The sequence below is a fragment of the Streptomyces sp. CA-135486 genome, from assembly GCF_050936555.1.
Classification (GTDB): domain Bacteria; phylum Actinomycetota; class Actinomycetes; order Streptomycetales; family Streptomycetaceae; genus Streptomyces.
Window position 1 is genome coordinate 3679248 of the sequence record NZ_JBNJMM010000002.1, and the last position, 21345, is coordinate 3700592.

Annotated in this window: 20 protein-coding genes and 1 pseudogene; 12 read left to right on the forward strand and 9 right to left on the reverse strand. The window is 69.6% G+C overall.

Annotated features, from left to right (window positions below; all coding sequences use genetic code 11):
* Positions 1 to 31 precede the first annotated feature (31 nt).
* Positions 32 to 2797, forward strand: coding sequence for a hypothetical protein (locus tag ACQEVG_RS36170; protein ID WP_432991869.1), 2766 nt, complete (start codon positions 32 to 34; stop codon positions 2795 to 2797).
* A gap of 116 nt (positions 2798 to 2913) precedes the next feature.
* Here ACQEVG_RS36170 and ACQEVG_RS36175 read toward each other — a convergent pair whose 3' ends face one another.
* From ACQEVG_RS36175 to ACQEVG_RS36205, 7 genes and pseudogenes are all read right to left on the reverse strand, one after another.
* Positions 2914 to 3363, reverse strand: coding sequence for a MarR family winged helix-turn-helix transcriptional regulator (locus ACQEVG_RS36175; protein ID WP_432991871.1), 450 nt, complete (start codon positions 3361 to 3363; stop codon positions 2914 to 2916).
* A complete protein-coding gene (locus ACQEVG_RS36180; protein ID WP_432993159.1) occupies positions 3350 to 3538 on the reverse strand; it encodes an oxidoreductase C-terminal domain-containing protein in 189 nt (62 codons plus the stop codon). Before ACQEVG_RS36180 ends, ACQEVG_RS36175 begins: the two co-directional genes overlap by 14 nt.
* Positions 3539 to 3580: 42 nt before the next feature.
* On the reverse strand, positions 3581 to 3955 hold the full coding sequence (locus tag ACQEVG_RS36185) for an antibiotic biosynthesis monooxygenase family protein (protein WP_432991873.1): 375 nt from the start codon (positions 3953 to 3955) through the stop codon (positions 3581 to 3583).
* A 19-nt stretch (positions 3956 to 3974) separates the two neighbouring features.
* Positions 3975 to 4895: pseudogene (locus tag ACQEVG_RS36190) on the reverse strand (VOC family protein).
* Between the two features lie 19 nt (positions 4896 to 4914).
* Positions 4915 to 5760, reverse strand: a complete 846-nt coding sequence (locus ACQEVG_RS36195) for a fumarylacetoacetate hydrolase family protein (RefSeq protein WP_432991875.1) — start codon at positions 5758 to 5760, stop codon at positions 4915 to 4917.
* Positions 5761 to 5790: 30 nt separating this feature from the next.
* Positions 5791 to 6963, reverse strand: a complete 1173-nt coding sequence (locus tag ACQEVG_RS36200; RefSeq protein WP_432991877.1) for an acyl-CoA dehydrogenase family protein — start codon at positions 6961 to 6963, stop codon at positions 5791 to 5793.
* A 50-nt stretch (positions 6964 to 7013) separates the two neighbouring features.
* Positions 7014 to 7544 carry a flavin reductase family protein gene (locus ACQEVG_RS36205; protein ID WP_432991879.1) on the reverse strand — a complete coding sequence of 177 codons (531 nt, stop codon included), beginning with the start codon at positions 7542 to 7544 and terminating at the stop codon, positions 7014 to 7016.
* 146 nt (positions 7545 to 7690) lie between these two features.
* On the opposite strand from ACQEVG_RS36205, the gene ACQEVG_RS36210 reads away from it, so the two are divergent.
* From ACQEVG_RS36210 to ACQEVG_RS36245, 8 genes are all read left to right on the forward strand, one after another.
* Positions 7691 to 8479, forward strand: coding sequence for a FadR/GntR family transcriptional regulator (locus ACQEVG_RS36210; RefSeq protein WP_432991881.1), 789 nt, complete (start codon positions 7691 to 7693; stop codon positions 8477 to 8479).
* Positions 8480 to 8722: 243 nt separating this feature from the next.
* A complete protein-coding gene (locus ACQEVG_RS36215) occupies positions 8723 to 9700 on the forward strand; it encodes a TAXI family TRAP transporter solute-binding subunit (protein WP_432991883.1) in 978 nt (325 codons plus the stop codon).
* Positions 9697 to 10401, forward strand: coding sequence for a class II aldolase/adducin family protein (locus ACQEVG_RS36220; RefSeq protein ID WP_432991885.1), 705 nt, complete (start codon positions 9697 to 9699; stop codon positions 10399 to 10401). The genes ACQEVG_RS36215 and ACQEVG_RS36220 overlap by 4 nt, the downstream gene beginning before the upstream one ends.
* Before the next feature lie 139 nt (positions 10402 to 10540).
* On the forward strand, positions 10541 to 11287 hold the full coding sequence (locus ACQEVG_RS36225; RefSeq protein ID WP_432991887.1) for a dienelactone hydrolase family protein: 747 nt from the start codon (positions 10541 to 10543) through the stop codon (positions 11285 to 11287).
* A 49-nt stretch (positions 11288 to 11336) separates the two neighbouring features.
* Positions 11337 to 12320 (forward strand): hypothetical protein, encoded by a 984-nt coding sequence (locus ACQEVG_RS36230; RefSeq protein WP_432991889.1) that lies wholly within the window; start codon positions 11337 to 11339, stop codon positions 12318 to 12320.
* A 30-nt stretch (positions 12321 to 12350) separates the two neighbouring features.
* Positions 12351 to 13451 carry an alcohol dehydrogenase catalytic domain-containing protein gene (locus ACQEVG_RS36235; protein ID WP_432991891.1) on the forward strand — a complete coding sequence of 367 codons (1101 nt, stop codon included), beginning with the start codon at positions 12351 to 12353 and terminating at the stop codon, positions 13449 to 13451.
* Complete coding sequence (locus ACQEVG_RS36240; RefSeq protein ID WP_432991893.1) at positions 13448 to 15040, forward strand: bifunctional 3-(3-hydroxy-phenyl)propionate/3-hydroxycinnamic acid hydroxylase; 1593 nt, start codon at positions 13448 to 13450, stop codon at positions 15038 to 15040. The genes ACQEVG_RS36235 and ACQEVG_RS36240 overlap by 4 nt, the downstream gene beginning before the upstream one ends.
* Entirely contained in the window at positions 15037 to 16125 is a 1089-nt protein-coding gene (locus tag ACQEVG_RS36245) for a quinone oxidoreductase family protein (protein ID WP_432991895.1), read from the forward strand. The genes ACQEVG_RS36240 and ACQEVG_RS36245 overlap by 4 nt, the downstream gene beginning before the upstream one ends.
* A 256-nt stretch (positions 16126 to 16381) precedes the next feature.
* Here ACQEVG_RS36245 and ACQEVG_RS36250 read toward each other — a convergent pair whose 3' ends face one another.
* Positions 16382 to 17221: a fumarylacetoacetate hydrolase family protein gene (locus tag ACQEVG_RS36250; protein ID WP_432991897.1), complete on the reverse strand. Its 840-nt coding sequence runs from the start codon at positions 17219 to 17221 to the stop codon at positions 16382 to 16384.
* 110 nt (positions 17222 to 17331) lie between these two features.
* On the opposite strand from ACQEVG_RS36250, the gene ACQEVG_RS36255 reads away from it, so the two are divergent.
* The 3 genes from ACQEVG_RS36255 (at position 17332) to ACQEVG_RS36265 (ending at position 20512) form a co-directional block, all read left to right on the forward strand.
* A complete protein-coding gene (locus tag ACQEVG_RS36255) occupies positions 17332 to 17826 on the forward strand; it encodes a VOC family protein (RefSeq protein ID WP_432991899.1) in 495 nt (164 codons plus the stop codon).
* Between the two features lie 47 nt (positions 17827 to 17873).
* Positions 17874 to 18680: an IclR family transcriptional regulator gene (locus ACQEVG_RS36260; RefSeq protein ID WP_432991901.1), complete on the forward strand. Its 807-nt coding sequence runs from the start codon at positions 17874 to 17876 to the stop codon at positions 18678 to 18680.
* Positions 18681 to 19390: 710 nt separating this feature from the next.
* Positions 19391 to 20512 carry an IS630 family transposase gene (locus tag ACQEVG_RS36265; RefSeq protein ID WP_432993162.1) on the forward strand — a complete coding sequence of 374 codons (1122 nt, stop codon included), beginning with the start codon at positions 19391 to 19393 and terminating at the stop codon, positions 20510 to 20512.
* Between the two features lie 32 nt (positions 20513 to 20544).
* Here the strand turns inward: ACQEVG_RS36265 and ACQEVG_RS36270 are convergent, their stop codons facing one another.
* A complete protein-coding gene (locus ACQEVG_RS36270) occupies positions 20545 to 21345 on the reverse strand; it encodes an inositol monophosphatase family protein (RefSeq protein ID WP_432991903.1) in 801 nt (266 codons plus the stop codon).

Below are 21345 nucleotides of genomic sequence, written 5' to 3' on the forward strand. Positions count from 1 at the left end.
GCTTGGGAAAGTGCCAACCAGGAGTGGAACATTGATCCGTGCTCAACGCTTAGTCGTCGCCGCTGCGGCTGTACTCGCGACAGTGGTGTCGCCGGGGTCGGCTGCCGCTCAACAGGCCGCTGATCCCGAACCGTCCGCGCAACAGGTCGGCCCTGCCGGCCAACTCCCGTCCGGTTGGCAGATTACCGGTAAGGGCTCCGGGCAACAGCTGATCTGGCACTCCGCCGACCCGGTGCCCATGAGCGACGCTGGCGTCGAGTTCTATGCCGGAGACCGCTTCCTCGGCCGGCCGGCTGCGGGGACGGACCAGCGCACGTTCCGGCTCGACCTCCACGGTGCACACCTTGGACCGGCGACGGACCTGCAGGTGCGGGCGGGGGGACGCCGTCTTGACGAAGCCGGCGTCGCCGTGGGCCCGCACAGCCGACGCCCTGCACCGGCGGCCAAGCGGCCGACCTCGCTGCCGGCCAACCCCGTCGACCCTGGCAAGCCGGGCCGGTACCGGACGGTCACCGGCGAATACACCTTGCCCTCGGTGCGGTTGCCCGGATTCTCCGCCCCCGTGGAGATGCGTGCCGTGGTGGTGGCACCGACCGGGGCATCGGGCCGCCGGCCACTGGCACTGTTCCTTCACGGCCGCCACGAAACCTGCTTCAGGGACGGCGGAGACCGGTTCGGCGCATGGCCCTGCCCGGCCGACTCGAAGCCGGTGCCGAGCTACCGAGGTTATCTGCGGGATCAGAAAATCCTGGCCTCTCAGGGGTACATGACGGTGTCCATCTCCGCCAACGGGATCAACGCGCAGGATGTGATGGAGGACGGCGGGGCCCAGGCCCGTTCCTCCCTGGTGCGGCTGCACCTCGCCCACTGGGCGGACTGGGCGGCCGACCCGGCCGCGGCACCGGCCATCGTGCGAACCGCGTCGCCGGCCGACCTGTCCCGTGTGTTGCTGGTCGGCCACTCGCGGGGCGGGGAGGGCGTGAACCGGTCCGCCATGGACAGCCTCTCGCGGCCGCCCGCCGATCAGGACGGCTACCGGGGCGCGGTGCGCTGGCGCATCCGCGGCACCGTCCTCATCGGCCCCACCGCCTTCGGGCAGAACCCGACCCCCGACGTGCCGTCGATGACGATCCTGCCCGGCTGCGACGGCGACGTCGCCGATCTCGAAGGTGAGATGTACCTGGACGGCGCGCGCGGAGTCAGCCGGGGTGAGGCACTGCACAGCGCGGTCTACATGGTCGGCGCCAACCACAACTTCTTCAACAGCGAGTGGACACCGGGGCAGGCCACAGCCCCGGCGGGAGACGACTTCGCGGACGCCGACCAGCCGGACCCGGTGTGCTCGCCGGGCAGGCCAACCCGGTTGACGGCCGTTCAGCAACAGGCCGCGGGCGCCACGTACATCGCCGCGGCGGCCCGGCTGTTCGTCGCGGGCGACGACCGCGTACGCCCGCTGCTCGACGGCTCGAACCTGCGGGCGCCGTCCGCGGATCCCGCGCGGGTGCTCACGCACGCCGTCGGCGCGAACCGGACCGCCGCTTTCGTGCCGGACGCCTCGGTCACCGTGAACGGCGGCCGGCTCTGCTCGGCGGTGGATACCGACCCGGTGGCCGCCTGCCTGGATCCCGACGGGACCGGCGTCTCGCCGCACTTCGCCGAATGGGAGACGGCGCCTGAACCAGGCCGTCACGCGGTGGCCCTGCGCTGGTCGGCATCGGGTTCCCCGGTGCGGGTGCGTTCCGCGAAGCCGGTCTCCCTCTCCGGCGCCAAGGCGCTGGCCCTCCGGGTGATCGTGCCGCCCAACACCACGGGAACTCAGATGGACATATCTCTCGCCGACACTTCCGGCCGCCGGGCCACCCTCGGCCGGGTCCGTGTCGACGGGCTGCCGGGGAGCGACCGGACCGCCTCGTACTGGGGGCAGGGGATCCGCGTGCCGCTGACAGCCGCGACCCGGGCGGGGCTGGATCTGAACCGGGTGAAGACCCTGCAACTGACCCCGCGTAACCGCTCCGGACAGGCCTGGCTGATGGACGCCTGGGGCTGGCGTCCCGGCACGGCGGCAGTGCGGCAGACCGCACTGCCCCGTGTCGACATCGGCCGGCTGAAGGTCAAGGAAGGGAACTCGGGAACCCGGACCTACCAGGTGCCGGTGCGAGTCTCCGGCCAGGGCCGCGGTCAGGTCCGGCTGTTCGTACCCGATCCGGACACCGGCCGGGCCACGGCCCGTCTGGTGAGTGTGCGGCCCGGCAGCCACGTCATCGACCTGCCGGTGACGGTGCAGGGCAACACCCGCTACTCCTACGACGTTTCCCACGACGTGTTCGTGAAAGCGGTTCACAACGCGGTGATCGGCTCCCATTACGGCGGCGTCACGGTGCAGAACGACGACCCGATGCCCGAGGTGACCGTGACACCGGTCGCGGACCGGGTCACCGAGGGACAGAGCCTGACGTGGCGGGTGTCCCTGTCCGCGGCCGCCGACACCGATGTGCCCGCCGTTTTCAGCATTCTGCCGGTCAACAGCGGCACGGAGCTGTCCAGCACGGACGTGGACCGGCAATGGCTGACGGAGAACTCCGGCCGGTCGCCGCTCCCGGAGCGCCCCCTGTCCAAGGTGGAAGGACTCTCGCTGCTCGCAAACATCCCCGCTGGCGGGCTGAGCACCGAGGTGGCCGTACCCACCATCGTGGACGGGGTGAGAGAACCGGAGGAGTCGCTGCGGATCCAGCTCTTCGGCTTCGAAGAGCCACCGGTCGGCCCGGTGTTCACCGGCAAGGTGCTGGACGCGTCGTAGGCCACGCACCGCACGGTTTCAGACGGGTGGGGTGTCACCCCGCCTTCGCGCCGTTGTTGTGTGTGAGGCGACTGGGCCGCCGCTCTATGGGCTGTGGCCCAGTCGGAGCATGAGGGTCAGCTCTGGACGGGGGCGAGTTGCTCGGTCAGTTTCCACAGGTCGGGCAGTGCGCCGGCGATGCGCTCGGTTGATGCGGCGGGCAGATTGCTCAGAGCTTCGGCAACGCCGGCGTACAGGTCGGTGCTGGTCTGCTTGCTGGCTTCGAGCATCTTGGGGGTGGGGTGCAGCTGTACGAATCGACGGTCGGCGGGGTCCGGGATGCGTTCGAAGAATCCGTCCTTGACCAGCTTTGTTACCAGGCTGCTGACGTTGTGGGGCTGCATACGGAGAGCCTCCGCGGCTTGCCGCACCGTGATGCCCGGTTCCTCGGCCACGAGATGGAGGAGCTCCACCTGGGCCGGCGGCCGGACGTTCTCGTTCGTGGGGGGCTTCAGTGCCTGAAGCAGCCTGCGATGGAGGGTCCAGACGACACGGGTGAGTTCTGCGGGCAGCTCAGGGGCGGTCATGCTGGTGGATTTTACCTCTACGGCGAGAGGGGTATGACGGATTTCCGCGCACGACCACCCGGTCGGCACTCAGTGCCAGGCCGGCCAGCTGGAGCCCGAGGTCCACCTGGCCGGACCAGAACCACGGCGTCCTATACGGAGGCTGTCGCTGCCCGCAGACCGGCGGCAGCCGCAGGTGGTCAGTCCGCCGGCGCGGATGGCCGGCGGGTTGTGCGGTTCACGCAGTGCACACGCCGGTGACGGCCTCCTTGCGAACCAGGATCGGAAACGACAGGGAGCCGTCCGGGTAGTGGGGGAGCAGCTCCTGGAACTCCGCGCTGATGAAGGCGTTCCTGAGGTCGGTGAGGGATTCCCAGACCGCCACGTTCGTCAGCACGCGGCTGTCGCCGATGCCGCGGTGCAGCTGCGCCGAGATGAAGCCGGGTCGGTCTTTCATGACGAAGGAGTCCTGCTGCCAGACCTCGATGACTGCGTCGACCTGTCCCTCCGGGGCGACGAATGTGTTGATGATGGTGATGGGCCGCCCGTCGTCGTTGCCCTGGAGCTGGGTCAGGAAGGGAAGCGAAAGGTCGATGTCTTTGATCTCGATCATGCGCAGTGCCTTTCAGGAATCAGGTGTTGTGAGAGCCGGTCATGAGGCCCGCGAGGTCGTCGGGCTTGATGAAGGAGGGCGGCGGGGGCGGCCCCCAGTTGAACAGCCCCTTCGCCCCTTCGAAGACCTCCGGTGTCCACAGCTAGTCGTCGACGACGCAGTCCATGTCGGAGTAGTACTCGCTGAAGTTGCCCGCGGGGTCTTTGAGATACCAGAAGAAGTTGGATCCGGCGTGGTGGCGGCCGAGCCCCCACACATGGCGCTCGGGGTGTTCCTCCAGCATGTTCATCGCGCCGCGGCCGACGTCGTCGACGTCGTCGACCTGCCACGACGTGTGATGCAGGAAGGCGACCGGTGCGGCCAGGACGAGGATGTTGTGGTGATCGGTCGAGCAGCGCAGGAAGGCGCCGACGTCACCCATCAGGTCGCTGACCTTGAAACCGAGGCCGTCGCGGAAGAACGCGGTGGTGGCTGCGAAGTCGGTGGTGCCCAGAACCGCGTGGCCGAGTTTGCGGGGACGGATGGGGTCAGTGCGCAGGATGCCCGGCGCGCGGACGCCGGCGCGTTCCAGACGGCCGGGGCCGTTGTAGGGGGTGGCCGGCGTCACGGCCTGCGTGTCGCGGGCCTCGACCTGGAGCACGGCGCGAACGCCGGTGGTCTTCTCGTACGCGGCGAGGGTGTCGTCGTGGGTGTCGTGGCCGATGCCCAGCCGCTCCAGGCGTGCGGCGGCCGACGCGAGGTCGTCGGGGTCGTCCACGCCGATGCGGACCTCGACAAGGCGGCGGGTGGGGGCGGACAGGACGCGCAGCTGACGGCCGCCGTCGCGGGTGGTGAACCAGTTCTCGCCATCGGGCACGAGCCCGAAGTCCGCGTAGTACGCGGCTGTTTCCAGGCGGTGGGGAACTCCCATGGTCACGGATGACAGGCGGTGCAGGGCCACGGTGTGCCTCCTCGGATGGTCAGGCGCGGAAGGTCTGCCGCAGTTCGCCGACGCCCTCGATATAGGAGACGAGCTCGTCTCCGTCGGCCAGCCGGCGCTGTGGGCTGCGGCCCAGTCCGACCCCGGCCGGCGTGCCGGTGAAGATGACGTCGCCGGGCAGCAGCGGCAGCACCGCCGACAGCTTCGCGACCAGGGCCGGAACGGAGAAGATCAGGTCCCGGGTTCGGCCTTTCTGCATCTCCTCGCCGTTGAGGGAGCAACCCAGCTCCAGGTCGTCGGGGTCCGCGAAGGCGTCCGGGGTGACCAGACAGGGCCCGGTGGGAGCGAAGCCGGGATAGGACTTGCCGAGACTGAACTGCGGAGCGGGACCAGCGAGCTGTGAGATGCGTTCGGAGATGTCCTGGCCGACGGTGAGCCCCGCGACATGGAGCCAGGCGTCGTCTTCGGCCACGCGGTAGGCCTCCTTGCCGATGACAGCGACGAGTTCGACCTCCCAGTCGGTGTGGCCGCCCTCGGGCAGTCGCACTTCGGTCACCGGCCCGGTCAGGCTGCTGATGTACTTGGTGAAGACGGGCGGAAGGGTGTCGGGCAGGGCGAAGCCCGACTCGACCACGTGGTCGCGGTAGTTGAGGCCCACTGCGAGGACCTGGCGCGGGGCGGGCACCGGTGCGCCCAGGTCCCGTACGTCGAAGGGTGAGCCGGCCGGGAGGTCTGAGTCGGTGGCCCACGCGTGGAACTCCGGCCAGCGTGAGTAGACGGCCTGCGGGTCGGCGCCGAAAAGACCGTCGCTGGCTTGCTCGACGTCGACGGCGGTGCCGTCGTCCCTGATGAGGACGAGGCGGCCGGACAGATTGGCGGTTCGCACGGATTGACTCCTGTGTGGGTGCGGAACGGGTCAGACGAGGGGGGTGATCTGCTCGTCGATTCCGAGGAGGGCCTTGCCATAGACCTCGGTGGCGACGGTGGGTGCTGCCACGGCGTGCCGACCGGCGGTGTTGGCGTCGCGCCAGATCCGCTGGAGCGGATTGACCTCGGCGAAGGAGCCGGCGCCGTGCACGGAGACGAGGGTGTTGATGGCATCGAGGACGTTGTGGATGGCCCAGCCGGTGTCGGCGCGTACCCGGGCGCGCGTGAGCAGGTCCGGGTAGTCGCCGCGCTCTGCCGCGTCGTCGATGTCGGCAGCGGCTCGCTGTGCGTGGAGGTGGGCGGTGTCGATGCGCAGGGCGGCCTCGGCGATCTGCATCTGCACGGCGACCGAGTCTGCCTGGCTCTCGTAGAACGTGTAGGAGACCGGCTTCTTGGCCGCTTTCTCCGTGACGTATTTCAGGGCGGCCCGGCCCAGGCCCAGTTGGGGGCCGACCAGCACGAGCGCGAGGATCGGGACGAACGCCGACCGGGCCAGGGTCTCGTCCGTGTGCTCGGTGGCGTATCGGCCCTCGATCGCGGCGGGGACGGACAGCACGCGGTGTTCGGGGACGAAGACGTCCTCGGCGACCAGGCAGTTGCTCGCGGTGCCCTTCATACCGGCAACGAACCAGGTCTCCTCGAGGTCCAGATCGCAGCGGGGGACGAGCACGAGTCCCTGGTCGATCACCTCGCCGCAGTCGTCGGTGAGGGGCACGCCGAGCACGGCCCAGTCCGAGTGCGAGGAGCCGGAGTTGTAGTACCAGCGTCCGGTCACGCGCCAGCCGCCCTCGGCCTTGACGGCGGTGGAGGTGGGGCTGAGCACCCCTGTGACACGGGCCTCGGGGTTGGCTCCGAACACGTCGTCCTGTGCCTTGCCCGGGAAGAGGCTGGTGAGCCAGTTGCACACGTTGACGAGGGTGACGACCCAGGAGGTGGAGCCGTCGCCCTCGGCGAGCGCGGCCGACACGTCGAGCATGGTGCGCATGTCGCTCTGGTGGCCGCCGTAGCGCTTGGGGGTGGCCAGCCTGAACAGCCCGGCCTCGGCGATGGCGTCGATCACCTCGTCCGGGACCCTGCGGTCTGTCTCCGTTGTTCCCGCGTGCGCGCGCAGGAGCGGCTGAAGGGCCGCGGCACGGGCGACGAGTTCTTCCCTGGTCGTCATGGGTGTGTCCTCTCTGAGGAGCGAGACAGGGGTGCGCGGACTGACGGAAGTCAGCGGGCGCACGCCTCCACGTGGTCGGTAATGGCACGGCGCGGGCGGTCCGCGTACGCGGAGTGCGTGCCGAAGGTGCGGTGGCCGTAGACAAGAGGCGCGGCGGGTCTCGTGCGGGCGTGGGTGACGGTGCCGAGCAGCAGGAGGTGGTCCCCGCCCTCGACGGCCTGGGTCACGTCGCACACGAGCCAGCCCGGAGCATCCGCCAGACGGGGCAGGTGGTGGTCGTATCGCCAGTCCACGTCGGTGAAGCGATCGGTTCCGCGTCGTGCGAAGTCCAGGGCGAGGTCGCCCTGGACGCGGCTGAGGATGTTGACGCCGAAACGTCCGGTGGCGGTGATGCGAGCGAGAACGTTCGAGCCCCGGTCGAGCGCGACGGTCACCATCGGAGGCCTCAGCGAGAGCGAGGCGAAGGCGCTGACAGTGGCGCCGTACGGAATGTCGTCCTGGGCTGCGGTGACGATCGTGACGGGTGCGCAGACACCTGCCATGAGGTCACGGAACTCCTGCTCACCAAGTGTGGCGACCACGGGATCTCCATTCATCATGATGATTATGGTGATGCTGCATCCGGGTTACGAGGAACGTCAAGGGGTGAGAGGCTATTCGTCATAATCAAAGACGTGGTCGGGTGAAGGCGTGTGTGCCTGGTCGGCAGGCGCGAGGGGAGTACGTGGTGGCGAAGGACGGCGTCGACGCGAAGCGCGACCGGGGCGAGAGTGCGGGCCGGCAAACGGTCGACCCCCCGGCGCTGCGGCGCGGTGACTGGGGGCAGTCCGGCGGGCAAGGGCGGGCGGAGATGGCGGCGGACGTAGTGGCGGCGCTGGTTGCCCAGGCTGAACCGGGGGCGCGGCTGGGCACCAAGGACGAGCTGCGCGCGCGGTGCGGCGTCTCGGTGGGCACCTTCAACGAGACGCTGCGCTTGCTGCAGGCGCGGGCCCTCGTCACGGTCAAGCCGGGCCCGGGCGGCGGCCTTTTCGCGGCGGAACAGTCCCCGATGGTGCGGCTCGGCCACTCGGTCCTGGCCCTGGACGCCGGCGCGTCGGACGTCTCGGAGGCCGTACGGATCCGCAACGCCCTCGATCCGCTGCTGATCGAGGACGCCCTCTGGCACGCCTCGCCGGCCGACATCCAGGACATGCGCCGACCCCTACGGGAGATGGAGGACGCCGCGCACGCCGAAGACCCGGACGCGTTCATCCGCGCCAACTGGCGTCTGCACGCGAGGATTGCCGCGGTCAGCCCGAACACGCTCCTGCGCTCGCTGTATCTCAGCCTGCTCGACCTCGTCGAGGAGCACACGCTGTCCGTGCGCCCCGACGGTGAAAGCCCCCTGTCCGAGCACATTCGCGATCGGTGCCGGCTGCACACCGCGCTGATCGACGCGCTGGACAAACGCGACCGTGACGAGGCCATGCGCCTCATCGCGGAGCACACGACCGCGCGCGAGGGCCCCGCCGACTGACGCCTGCGGGCAACGGGGAGCTCCGGAGGCAGGCGAGCCGGGCTCCACCTCCTCCCAATACCTCTATTGCTAGAGGTATGCTCATTGACGTGACGTTCTGCGACCCGGGAGCCGCCCGTCAGTCGCACCCCACGTTGCCGCCGGATTACCTCTAGGGCTAGCCTTTTCTGCATATCAGGACCATAGTCCTCAATATCAGGACGGCGCTACAACGGCGGGCGCCACCACGGCTTAGGGAGTGACATGTCTCAGCACATGGCCAGGGATGGACGTCCCCAAGAGCCCACGATCGACCGGTCCCTCACGCTTCATCTGCGGGGTGACTGGGGCAGCGCGAACCTGCACCGCGTGTGCGGCTGGATCTCCCAGGAGCTCACTGACCGCTGCGGCCCTCACACCAAGGTCGCGATCTGGAACAGCCGCGGCTTCAGCGACGCGGTACGCGCGGTCGGCCGCGGGGAGGTCGACGTCGCCATGACCACCCCGGTGGCCTTCACCACCGCCGCACTCGACGGGCGAGGGGTCTTCAGCGAGGAGCACTTTCCGCAGCTGCGCGCCCTGGGCGTGGTGCCGCAGCGCGACCGGCTCGTCGTGGGGATACGCAAGTCCTTCGGCATCAGCTCCTTCCCCGAACTGCGGGAGAACAAGCCCGCCGTGAAACTCGCCACCGCGGTCAACGACGGAGTGAACTACGTCGGACTCGCCGCCCACGAACTCCTGACCCGCTCCGGCGTCGACATCCTGGGATGGGGCGGTGAACTCCTGGAGGACGAGCGGCCCTTCGAGACCCTCGATCACGTCCGGGACGGCCGGGCCGACGCCATCGTTCACGAGGCATACATGCTGCCCGCCTGGCAGGAGATCGGCACCGACCTCAACTTCCTGGAAGTCGAGCAGGACGTCCTGGACAGCCTGCGCGACGACTACAGCTGGCCCGCAGCGACCGTCGACGAGGGCCACTTCCCGGGCTGCCGGAGCTTTCGCACCCTGGACTACTCCGACTTCCTCGTCCTCACCCGCGCCGACCTGCCCGAGGACGTCGCCTACGCGATCGCCTGGGTGCTCGGCGAGACGCGCCACATCATCGAGGGCCAGTACCGCCACCTCGCCCCGGAGCGCAGCCCCATCACCTACCCGCTCGATCCGGTCACGATGGGCAAGACGCCCGTGCCCCTGCACCCGGGTGCCGCCCGCTACTACGACGCCCTGCCCACGCCGTGACTCCCCTGGAGGCCCGGGACCTGGCCGTCAAGGCATCGCACGCACTGGCAGCGGCCGGCCAGGGCGACATGGTGTGGGGGCATGCCGCGGTCCGCGACCCGGACGGCCGCGGTATGTGGATCAAAGCCCCGGGGTGGGGGCTGGGAGAGGTCCGCGAGGACCGGCTTCAGCTCGTCTCGTTCGAAGCCGACGTACTCGAGGGCGAGGGCACCCCGCACAAGGAATGCCACATCCACCTCGAAGTGTTGCGCGCGCAGCCGCAGACGGTGTGCTCCGTGCACACCCACGCCCCGGACGCCGTCGCGTTCGCCGCGCTCGATGTGCCGCTGCTGGCCGTGTCCCACGAAGGCGCGCTCTTCGGCGGCGAGGACGTCCCGCGCTTCCGTGACACCGGGGGACTGGTCAGCACGCCCGAACTCGGCAAGGCGCTCGCCGCCGCGCTCGGTGACGCCCCGGCGGCGCTCATGCCCAAACACGGCTTGGTGGCAGCGGGACACAGCGTTCCCACCGCGGTGATGCACGCCGTGCTCCTGGGCCGTGCCTGCCGCACGCAGCTGACGGCCCTCAGCGCCGGAGGCGTCCGCACTCACTCGGACGCGGACGAAGCCCGCGCCAAGCGCGCCGAATGCTGGCCGGACAGCCAACTCGAGGCGGGCTGGGGCTACTTGCTCCGCCTCGCGGCCACGAGCCGGGCAGCCTGACGCGCCCTGCCTCGACCCGAGACCCGCAACAGACCGCCAAAGGATCTTGGCGGACCTGAACTGCGTCCAAGACCGCCCGCCGGGTGACGGCGCCTTTCCCCCTCCGCCCGCTCACCTCCATCAGACGAAGGACCGAAAGATGAGCGACCAGCCCCCTCCCGCTTCTGTGGCGACCGACTGGGTCACCCTGCCGACCGCGGACGGCCCGATGCGCACGTATGCCGCCCGTCCCGCCACACCGGCCAACCGGGCCGTCGTTGTGCTCCAAGAGGCCTTCGGCGTCAACCATCACATCCAGGACATCGCCCACCGCTATGCCGCCCGCGGCTTCCTCGCCCTGGCCCCGGACCTCTTCCACCGGAACGGGGCCGGCACCCTCGGCTACGAGCAGCACGCCGAAGCCATGCCGCTGATCGGCGCGATCGGCCCGGACGCCATCGTCACCGATGTGAACGCCGTCCTGGACCACCTCGCGCAGGCCGAGGCCATCCCCGCGGCCCGTACGGCCGTCAACGGCTTCTGTTTCGGCGGCCGCGCCGCGTTCACCGCCGCCGCCTCGATCAGTGGTCTGGCCGCCACCGTCATCTTCTACGGGCCCGGCATCGCCGCCGGGCCGCACGCCGTCCTGGACCGCGCGAAGTCCATCGACGCACCCATGCTGCTGCACGTCGGCGCCGAGGACCCGACCATTCCCGCCGACCAGGTGGCAGCGATCGACGCCGCGCTGAACGCCGCCGGAGTCACGTTCGACAGCTACGTGTACGAGGGCGCGGGCCACGCCTTCGCCTGCGACGCCCGCCCCCACATGTACTGCGCTGATCCGGCGGAGACCGCCTGGCAGCGCACCCACACCTTCCTCAAGCGCCACCTCCCGCAGACCGCCTGAGCAGCCCGCCGCCGGACGGTCCACCACTCGACGAAGCGAGGTAGTCCCCATGGGAACAGTGCAGGAAATCATCCAGGTCGTCTTTTCGGAACAGCCGCCGCGGACCGTCGAACGCGACGAGGACCAACTCCTCGCCCCTCCCCACCCCAGCCCGTTCCCCGTCAAGCTGTGGCACGACCACGACCTGCTGACGGTGGTGCACTTCCCCCAGGAGTACACGGCGCAGCCGTTTGCACCGCCGCGGGGCGTCTACGAGAGCGCCCAAGTGCGGGTGGAGTGGCAGACGATGGACAACCGGCAGCCCTTCTACCACCGCAACTGCGACGTCGACGAGATCTCCTACCAGGTCGCGGGCGAGCGCACTCTCATGACCGAACTGGGTGTCGTGGAGCACCGCCCCGGCGACTTCTCCCGGCTGCCGCGCGGGGTGGCCCACGACAACTACGGCCGCAAGGAGAGCCACCTCCTCTTCTACACGCCCGCCCCGGTCACAGAAGGCCGCGCGGCCATATCCCAGTCGGAGCCGGTGTTCCCCGCCTTTCCCGGCTGGCAAGCGGGAGCGGTCAACGAGGCGGTCACCCAGTGCATGGGCACCCCGGGGCACGACATCACCGTGTTCCCCGTGGACGAGCGCGTCCTGCTCGAGCAGGTCCACGCGGAGAAGGACCGGCTGCAGGTGCTGCGCGGGTCCGAGGCCTACGGAGTGACCTGGCTCTACCGTTCCCCGGCCTTCCGGCTTGCCACCATCCGCCTGGCCTCCTGTGACGGCCGCGTCTACCGGCGCACCCTGGACGCGGACGAGATCCAGTACCAGATCAGCGGCCGCCGCACCCTGGTCTCCCAGCGGGGCACCGTCGAACTCGGCCCCGGCGATTTCGTCCGCATCCCGCTGGGCCTCGCCCACACGAGCATCAGCGCGCGGGACACCGAATACATCGCCCTGTACTCCGACCGCGACCTGCCCCAGATCGCCGAGACGTCCAGGACCGCCGAACCGTACTCGCCGCAGCGGCTCGCCGCCCTGCGCGCCTGACTCCACCGCACACGTCAAGGAGCCGCATCCATGACTGCCATGCTTGCCGCCCGGGCCCAAAAGGGATCCGGCGCACTGCAACTGCACAAGATCGCCGTACCGGAGCCGGGCCCCCAGGATGTCCTGGTCAAGGTCGCCTCCGCCGGGCTCGCCCCCGGCATGATGACGCTGCTGGCCCAGGGCGCCTTCAAACACCTGCCCACGACCCTCGGCCACGAGGCCGCGGGCATCATCGTCGGCGTCGGCAGCGATGTCACCGGTATCCCGCTGGGCCGGCGCGTACGCGTGCACCCCAATCTGAACTGCCGCAGCTGCGACTTCTGCCGCACCGACCGCGACATGATGTGCCCCCAGCAGGCGATGATCGGCCACGCCGCCTTCGGCGACGTCCCCATGCCGTTGTACGACCGCTACCACGACGGCGGCCTCGCCGGGTACGTCCGCGTGCCGCACTGGCTCGTCGACCCGCTGCCCGACTCCGTCAGCTTCGACATCGGCGCCAAGGTGCACGATCTCGCCAACGCACTGCGGGCGTTGAAGCTGGCTCAGCTGCCCAAGGGAGCGACGCTGATCGTGACGGCCGCGACAGGCACCATGGGCACCGCCACCATCAAACTCGCAGCCCACTTCGGCGTGGCCCGTCTCATCCTGGTCGGCCGCAGCACCGAACGCCTCGACGCGGTACGGCCCCTGGCCGGAACCATCCCCACGGACGTGGTCGCGTTCGACGCGCTGCCGGCCGACTGGGGCGCCACGCACGGACTCACCCAGGCCCTGCGCGCCCTGGTGCCGCAGGGCGCCGACGCCGTCCTCGACTTCGTCCCGGACGGGCCGGCCACCGCCCAGTCGCTGGCAGCGCTCGCCACCGGCGGCAGCCTCGTCCACATGGGCGCCAACCGCTCCCCGCTGCTCTTTCCCATGGTCGCCGTCATGGCGAACTGCTGGCGGATCATCGGCACCCGCGCCTGTACCCGCAGCGACGCGCAGGACGTACTGAACCTGCTCGGCGGCGGCGCTCTGGACGTCGACGACCTCATCACCCACCGCTTCCCGCTGGCCGAAGTCGAGCGTGCCGTGGACGCGATGCAGAGCCGGACCGAGCCGATCTGGATGGCGGTGGTCAACCCGTGAGCCGCGCCCCGCTCCCCGTGCTGGTGGTGGGCGGCGGACCAGTCGGGCTTACCGTCGCCAACCTCCTCGCCGCCTCCGGCGTCCAGGTTGCGCTGGTCGAACGCAACGCGTCGACCAGCGACGAGGCCAAAGCCATCAGCCTGGACGACGAATCGCTGCGCACCCTTCACACGGCCAATCTCGCGGGCCCGGTCCTTCAGACCGTCGTTCCCGGCACCGGCACCCGCTACTACGACCGCAAAGGACGGCCGCTCTTCCACGCCCGCGGCCCACAGCCCTACCGGCTCGGCTACCCCTTCAAGAACCAGTTCGCCCAGCCGGAACTGGAGCGCGTCCTGCTGGACGCCCTCAAGTCCCGCCCGGAGGCGGACGTCCGGTTCTCCACCGAACTCGTCGCCGTGCCCGAGGACGGGCACACAGACTGCGTGTCGGTGGGGCTGCGTACGACCGGCGAGAAGTCGGGCGACAGCGAAGTCCAGCGGTTCAGCTGGGTTCTTGGCTGCGACGGCGGACGCTCTACCATCCGTGAACTACGCGGCATCGGCATGACCGGCAGCAGCCACGAGGAGGTGTGGCTGGTCGCCGACACCACGGGCGACCACCACGACGAGCGGTACGGGATGCACTACGGCCGCCCCGACCGGCCCACCGTGATCGTGCCGGGACGGGGTGGACGCTGCCGCTACGAATTCCTCCTGCACCCCGGGGAGGGCCAGAAGGGAGAGGCGGACTTCGAGACGATCCGCCGCCTGATCGCCCCCTACCGGCAGATCAGCGAGGACCAGGTCGAGCGATCCACCAATTACACCTTCAACGCGGTGGTCGCCGACCGCTGGCGCGACGGCCGCTGCCTGCTGCTGGGGGACGCGGCCCACATGATGCCGCCGTTCGCCGGGCAGGGCCTCAACTCCGGGGTGCGGGACGCCGCCAACGTCGCCTGGAAGATCAGCGAGGTGTGGCACGGCCGAGCCGCCGAAAAACTCCTCGACACCTACGAGTTGGAGCGCAGGCCCCACGCGACGGCGATGGTGAAGTACTCCCGGCAGCTCGGCGACGTGGTCATGACCACGAACAAACGACGCGCCCTCTTCCGTGACATCATCGCCCGCTCGCTGCTGCTCACACCGCCCGGCCGCCGCTATCTCACCCAGATGCGGTTCCGGCCGCCCGCCCGGCACGACGCCGGGCTCGTCCAAGGAGCACACAGGCTGACGGGCAGCATCCTGCCGCAGCCGCGCGTGCTCGTCCCCCCGAGTCTGCGCCCGCGCATGCTCGACGACGTCCTCGGACACGGATTCGTGCTGCTCGGCGTGGACGTCCCCGACGAGGCCTGGCAGCGATTCGACGGGCCCGAGTGGCGTGACATCGCCTGGCCGATCCGCCGGATCGACGTCTTCCTCGGCGACCGCCTGCCGGCGGCGCAGACGGGCCGGCACGCGATCGCCGACGCCGACGGCCGGCTGGAGGAGGCACTGGCCGCCGCCCGTAACCGGTTCGTCCTGGTGAAACCCGACCGCTACATCGCGGCCGTGATGGGCCCCCACGACATTCCGGGCGTGGGCTCGGAACTACGAGAGGTGATGGCATGACACTGCCCACGACGACCGACGCCGTCTGGGTCCATGAGCACGGCGGACCACAGCAACTTGTCCATGAACGCACACCCCTGGCTCCACTGGGGCCGACCGATGTGCTGGTGGCGGTAGACACGGCGGCCGTGTCGGGCTGGGACCTCAAATACCGGCGTGGACTGCAGAAAGGTACGAAGCTGCCCGGCCGCAACCCCTTCCCGATGCCCCAGCAGTTGGGCCGGGAAGCCGCCGGCACCGTCCTGGCCTCCGGCCCCGACGTCGCAGCACTGCACCCCGGCGACCGCGTCGTCGCCGTCGTCCACCCCGAAAACCCCCACGCACCGGAGACCTACCGGAGCCTGGGCAACCTCTCCACGGGCATCGCCATCCCCGGCCACCAGGCCCCGGGCGCGTACGCCGCACACCTGGTGCGCGACGAGCGGCTGTGGTTGCCGCTGCCCGAACACGTCGCTCTCGAACAGGCGGCGGTCACGCTGTGGCCCTTCGGCACGAGCCACCGCGTACTGCGTGACCGGCTGCGCGTGACGGCGGGGGACACCCTGCTGGTGACGGGCGCCGCAGGCCCCATGGGACTGGCCACCCTGAGCCTGGCCAGGGTCTTCGGCGTACGGGTCATCGCCACCACCCGGCATGCCGACCGGGCGGACGGACTGCGGGCGGCCGGCGCGGACGAGGTGGTCCTCACCGACGACCTGGAAGCGGCCGGAGTCGCCCTTCGGGACCTGACGCGCGGACAGGGCGTCGACCAGGCCGTCGACTACTCGACCAGTTCGCACCTCCTGCGCCTCGCCCTGGACGCGCTGCGCCTGGGCGGCAGGCTGTGCCCCGCCGCCGGAGAGCAGAACCCGCCCGGCCCCATGCCCTTCACGGTCTTCGACCTGACCCGCCTGGAAGCCGACATTGTCGGCGTGCGGGGGGCGCGCCACGAGGACGCACTGCGCGTCCTCGCCCTGCTGGCCGACGGCCGGCTGCACTCCCCGATCGCGGCCCGGTTCCCGCTGGCCAAGGCCGCCGAAGCGCACGCGCTGATGGAGAACGCCACCGACCTCGTCGGCCGCATCCTCCTCAAACCGGCCATGTGACCCCGGCCGCCGAGTGCCGGAACGACGCCCGCCCCGTCCGCAGGCTCTCGGCGGCCGCGCCCGTGTCGGCCGGGCTGCCCGCGGCTCACCGCCGCGGTGACGGCTCAGCGCGCTGTTGCGCCGGAGGGCGGCCGGTGCAATGGCCGTCTTCCCGCCTGACTCGCGTAGCTGCGTTTTTCCCCGCTCGCCATGGCCAACGGCTCGGTGCCCGGCACGTAAGTCGTGCCGGGCACCGAGGCGTTGGGCCGGCCTTCGGTCAGGCGGTCTTCTCCAGTACGCAGACGTTGCGCGTCTCGCCGAGACCCTCGATGACCGTCCGCAGGGTCTGCCCCTCCTTCAGGTAGACCTTCGGGTCACGGCCGTCGCCAACGCCTCCCGGGGTGCCGGTGCAGATCACGTCACCGGGCAGCAGAGTGAGGATGTCGCTGACGTACGCGAGAATGTCGGCGATCCCGAACAGCAGGTCCGAGGTCCGCGACCGCTGCATCACCGCACCGTCGACCTCGCAGCGGATCTCCAGGTCCGGTTCTGCCCCGTTGAACTCGTCGGCGGTCACCAGGACCGGGCCGACGGGCGTCGTGGCCTCGAAGGTCTTGCCCGCGAGGAACTCGCGGGTGCGGCGCTGATAGTCGCGCACGGTCACGTCGTTGACGACGGTGTAGCCGGCGACGTACTCCAGTGCCTCCTCCTTCCGGACGTGGCGCGCCGCTCGGCCGACCACGAAGCCCAGTTCGGCCTCCCAGTCGACCTGGTCACTCACGCTGGGCAGCATGACGGGGTCATGCGCACCGATGAGCGAGCCGTCGTACTTGGCGAAGAGCGTCGGGTACTGGGGGGTGTCGCGGCCCATCTCCTTGATGTGCGTCGCGTAGTTGAGGCCCAGGCAGATGATCTTGTTCGGGTGCGGGATCAGGGTCGCGAAGTCGGCTTCCGCGGCGACCACGCGCTCACCTTCCTGCTGTGCGGCGAGGCTCTGCCAGTGCTCGCCCTCGGCCAGCAGGGCGGCGACATCCGCGTGGGGCAGCAGGACGTACTCGTCGCCGTCGAGGCGTGCTGCGCGGGTTTCTCCCAGGACTCGAAGCGTTGCCAGTCGCATGGGTCGTGCACCTCTTCTGTCGTTGACCGATCCTGGAGGCGATCGTACTCTTGTTTCGTAATGCAGGATAGCTGTCCTGTTTTATAGGACATCAGAGAGAGGGCGGCCTCATGGCGATCACCGGACTCGGCCATACCGGCCTGTGGGTGTACGACCTGCCGAAGATGCGGGACTTCTACGAGCGGCTGATGGGCCTGACCGTGACCGACGAGGACGAGGGGCTCGGCATCGTCTTCCTCAGCGCGCGCCCTGAGGAGGAGCACCATGAGTTCGTGCTGCAGAAGGGTCGCACCGCGGCGATAGGCGACAAGCAGCAGCATCAGATCTCGTGGCGGGTGGCATCGCTCGAGGACATCCGCGCCTTCCACCGCCTCTTCGAGGAGGAAGGGGTGAAGGTGCAGCAGGAGGTCACGCACGGCAACGCCTTCGGGATCTACTTCTTCGACCCGGAAGGCAACCGCAACGAGGTCTACCTGCGCATCGAGAAGGAGGTGCGCCAGCCCTTCCGTAAGTCCATCGACTTCGGCATGGAACCCGAAGCGATCTACGCGGAGGCCGAGCGGCTGCTCGCCGACGACGGCGCGGCATACCAGCCGGTGCAGTAGGCGAGGAGGGATCTTGCGCTCCGCTGCCCCCTTGCTACCTTTCTCGCATGTCAGGAACCACGCCCCGCGATACGGGAAGCAGCCAGGGATACCGCGGGCGCAATTCGACTGCCGACCGGGCTCTGGACATTCTGCTGTTGTTCGGCGACGAGCGGCTCATTCTCTCCGCCACCGAGGTGGCCACGCATCTCGGCGTCGCCCGGTCCACCGCCTACCGCTATCTGCAGTCCTTGACCTCCAACGGCTTCCTGGAGGAGAACGACGGCGGTTCCGGCTTCCGGCTCGGCCCGCGGGTGCTGGACCTGGCTCGCCTGGCACGCAAGGGAGTCGGGCTCTCCGACCTCGCAAGGCCTGTCATGCGGACCCTGGTCGAGCGGACGGAAGTGCCGGCGCTGCTCACTCGGCGGGCCGGTGCCGCTGTCGTCTGCCTGGAGCGCGAAGAGGCGGGGCACACCCTGCGTCTGTCCTACGAGCGGGGACAGGTACTGCCGGTCAACGCCGGGGCGGCGGCCCTGGCCCTGCTCGCCTGGGCGCCCGAAGAAGAACTCGACGAACTGCTCGCCGAGCCCCTCGCCCGCTTCACCGACGCCACGTACACCGACCCTGGCGAGCTGCGCGCCCATCTCGCCGACATCCGCGAGCAGGGATACGCGGTGGGGCGGGGCGAACTCGACCCGGACGTTCTCGGCATCGCGGCGCCGGTACGGGCCGAGGACGGCCGGGTCATCGCCGCCATCAGTATCGCGGCGCTCTCCCACCGCGTGCCGGACGAGAAGATCGAGCAGTACGTCATTCCGGTGCGCGAGGCCGCGGACGAACTGTCCCGCCAGGTTGCCCGCATGGGCGTCGCCTGACGGTGTTCGCCGCCTCGCAGTAACCGGGCGCCGCGACAGGCCACTTGCGCGCGGCGGCTGCTCCATGTACGAGCAGGGTGCGCTGGCCGTCATGGGCGCCACCGTCATCGCGACGTATCGGAGCGACCGTGCCGCGGCCGAGAAACTGTGCGTTCGCATGGCTTCGGCCCCCGAGGGTCAGTGAGGCGGCCTTCCGCAACGGCGCTTGCATTCTGTATCCGGACGCCTGAACCATCCCGTCTCGTTCCGGCGCCTCTATCCGTACTCTTCCCGCCGGGCGTTAGGGCGCAGTAGCTTATTGACCTCATGGACTGATTCGGGGGGAATCATGCCGCATGTACTGATGGCGCGGGTTGTACTGGGCGAGACTGGGGGGGATCGGAGTCGAAGGCGCCGTCGCCGAGGCGCACATGACCGGCTTCGAAGGGCCCGACGACACGGCCGACCCGCGCACTCTCTCCACACCGGACGGCAGGTTCTTCCTTGTCTTCCTCTTCAGGAACGTCGACACGCTGACGGTCCGTGTCACAGCTCCGTCCGGAGTCCTCATCGAGGAACGGGCGTTGAGGTCGCCGGGCGACCACCAGGACACGTTCGACGACCTCGGAGAGTTCGTCGTCCCATTCGCGGACGGAGGCGTGGTGCTCGCCCGCCGGCTGCCCGCGGCGCCTCCGGATGTACTGACGTCCGGTCCGACTGCTGGGGGTGTGGTGGCTGAGCTTGTCCGTGTGCGCAGACTGACCGACCAGGAGGGGCAGAAGCTGCAGCGGATCGTGCGCCGGGGCAGCACCAGTTCGGTGCGCTACCGGCGCGCGATGATGCTGCTGGCCTCGGCCGGCGGGAACCGGGTGCCGGTGATCGCGAAGCTGGTGCAGGCCGATGAGGACACCGTCCCGCATGTGATCCACCGGTTCAACGAGATCGGCCTGGCCTGCCTGGACCCTCGGTGGGCGGGAGGCCGTCCCCGCCTTCTCAGCCCTGACGATGAGGACTTCGTTGTGCAGACGGCCACCACTCGCCCGACCAAGCTCGGCCAGCCTTTCACTCGCTGGTCCATCCGCAAACTCGCCGCATACCCGCGGAAAGTGCACGGCTGTGTCATCCGGATCGGCCGCGAGGCGTTGCGGTGCCTGCTCGCCCGCCGCGGCGTGACCTTCCAGCGCACCAAGTCGTGGAAGGAATCGCCCGATCCGGAGCGCGACGCAAAGCTGGACCGCATCGAGGAGGTGCTGAAGCGTTTCCCGGACCGTATCTTTGCCTTCGATGAGTTCGGGCCGCTCGGCATCCGGCCCACCGCCGGGTCGTGCTGGGCCGAGCAAGGCCGGCCCGAGCGGCATCCTGCGACCTACCACCGCACCCACGGGGTCCGCTACTTCCACGGCTGCTATTCCATCGGCGACGACATCCTCTGGGGCGTCAACCGTCGCAAGAAAGGTGCCGCGAACACTCTGGCCGCGCTGAAGTCGATCCGGGCGGCCCGCCCCGACGGCGCACCGATCTACGTGATCCTGGACAACCTGTCCGCGCACAAGGGCACCGACATCCGCCGCTGGGCGAAGAAGAACAAGGTCAACCTGCGCTTCACCCCGACCTACGCGTCCTGGGCCAACCCGATCGAGGCCCACTTCGGCCCGCTGAGACAGTTCACCATCGCCAACTCCAACCACCACAACCACACCGTCCAGACCCGGGCCCTGCACGCCTACCTGCGTTGGCGCAACGCCAACGCCCGCCACCCAGACGTCCTCGCAGCTCAACGCCGTGAACGTGCCCGGATCCGCGGCGAGAAGGGCATCCGCTGGGGCGGCAGGCCCTTCCAGGCCGCAGCCTGACCCAGCCCGGCGAAACCCATGCGGTCGCAGCACTAGCTTCGGCTGCGCATCATCGACATCAGCAGCCTGTGGGTCTCGTCGTCGGCGGCGACCACAAGCCCACGACCTGCCTCACCTATCGGGGCACCGTCGATGCCGGTGACAACGCAGCCAGCAGCCCGGCACAAAGCGATACCGGCCGCGAAATGCACGCTCCTGGAGAGGTCGCCGCCATCGGTGACATACGCGGCGCGCTTGCCGGCAGCAACCCAGGCCAGCGCCAGCGTCGTGGATACGACACGCGGCCGGAAACGTTCCACGAACTCAGGATGGGCCAGCAGATCCACGGCCCGGAATGCCGGCGCACTCGGGAACGGCGGATCCAGGTTGACGTCCACCAGCCGGGTAGCGGGCGAGGGCGTCAGCAGTGCGTCGTCGGCTCCGTCATGCCGCACCCACGCGGTCTCCCCGTCGGTGAAGAACACCTCGCCGCTGAACGGGTCAGCCACCGCCGCCGCCCCATCGCGCAGCGCCGCGTTGACAGCCACCAGCATGTTGCCGACGGCGTAGTTCAGCGTGCCGCACAGGGGATCCACCAACCACTGGCGCACAGCGTCGGCGGCGCCCTGCTGCCCGCCTTCCTCGCCGAGCACCGCGTCATCGGGCCGTGCAGCACGGATGACGCCGAGGATCGTCTTCTCGGCCTCCACATCGGCGGCGGTGGCAAAGTCCCCGGCACCCTTGTAGATGCGGCTGAGCCGCTGGCCATACATGCTGCGGACCACGTCTGCGCCGGCCCGCGCCCCGGCTATCGCAACTGCAACATCGTCGGAACTCGTGTATGAGTCGATCAC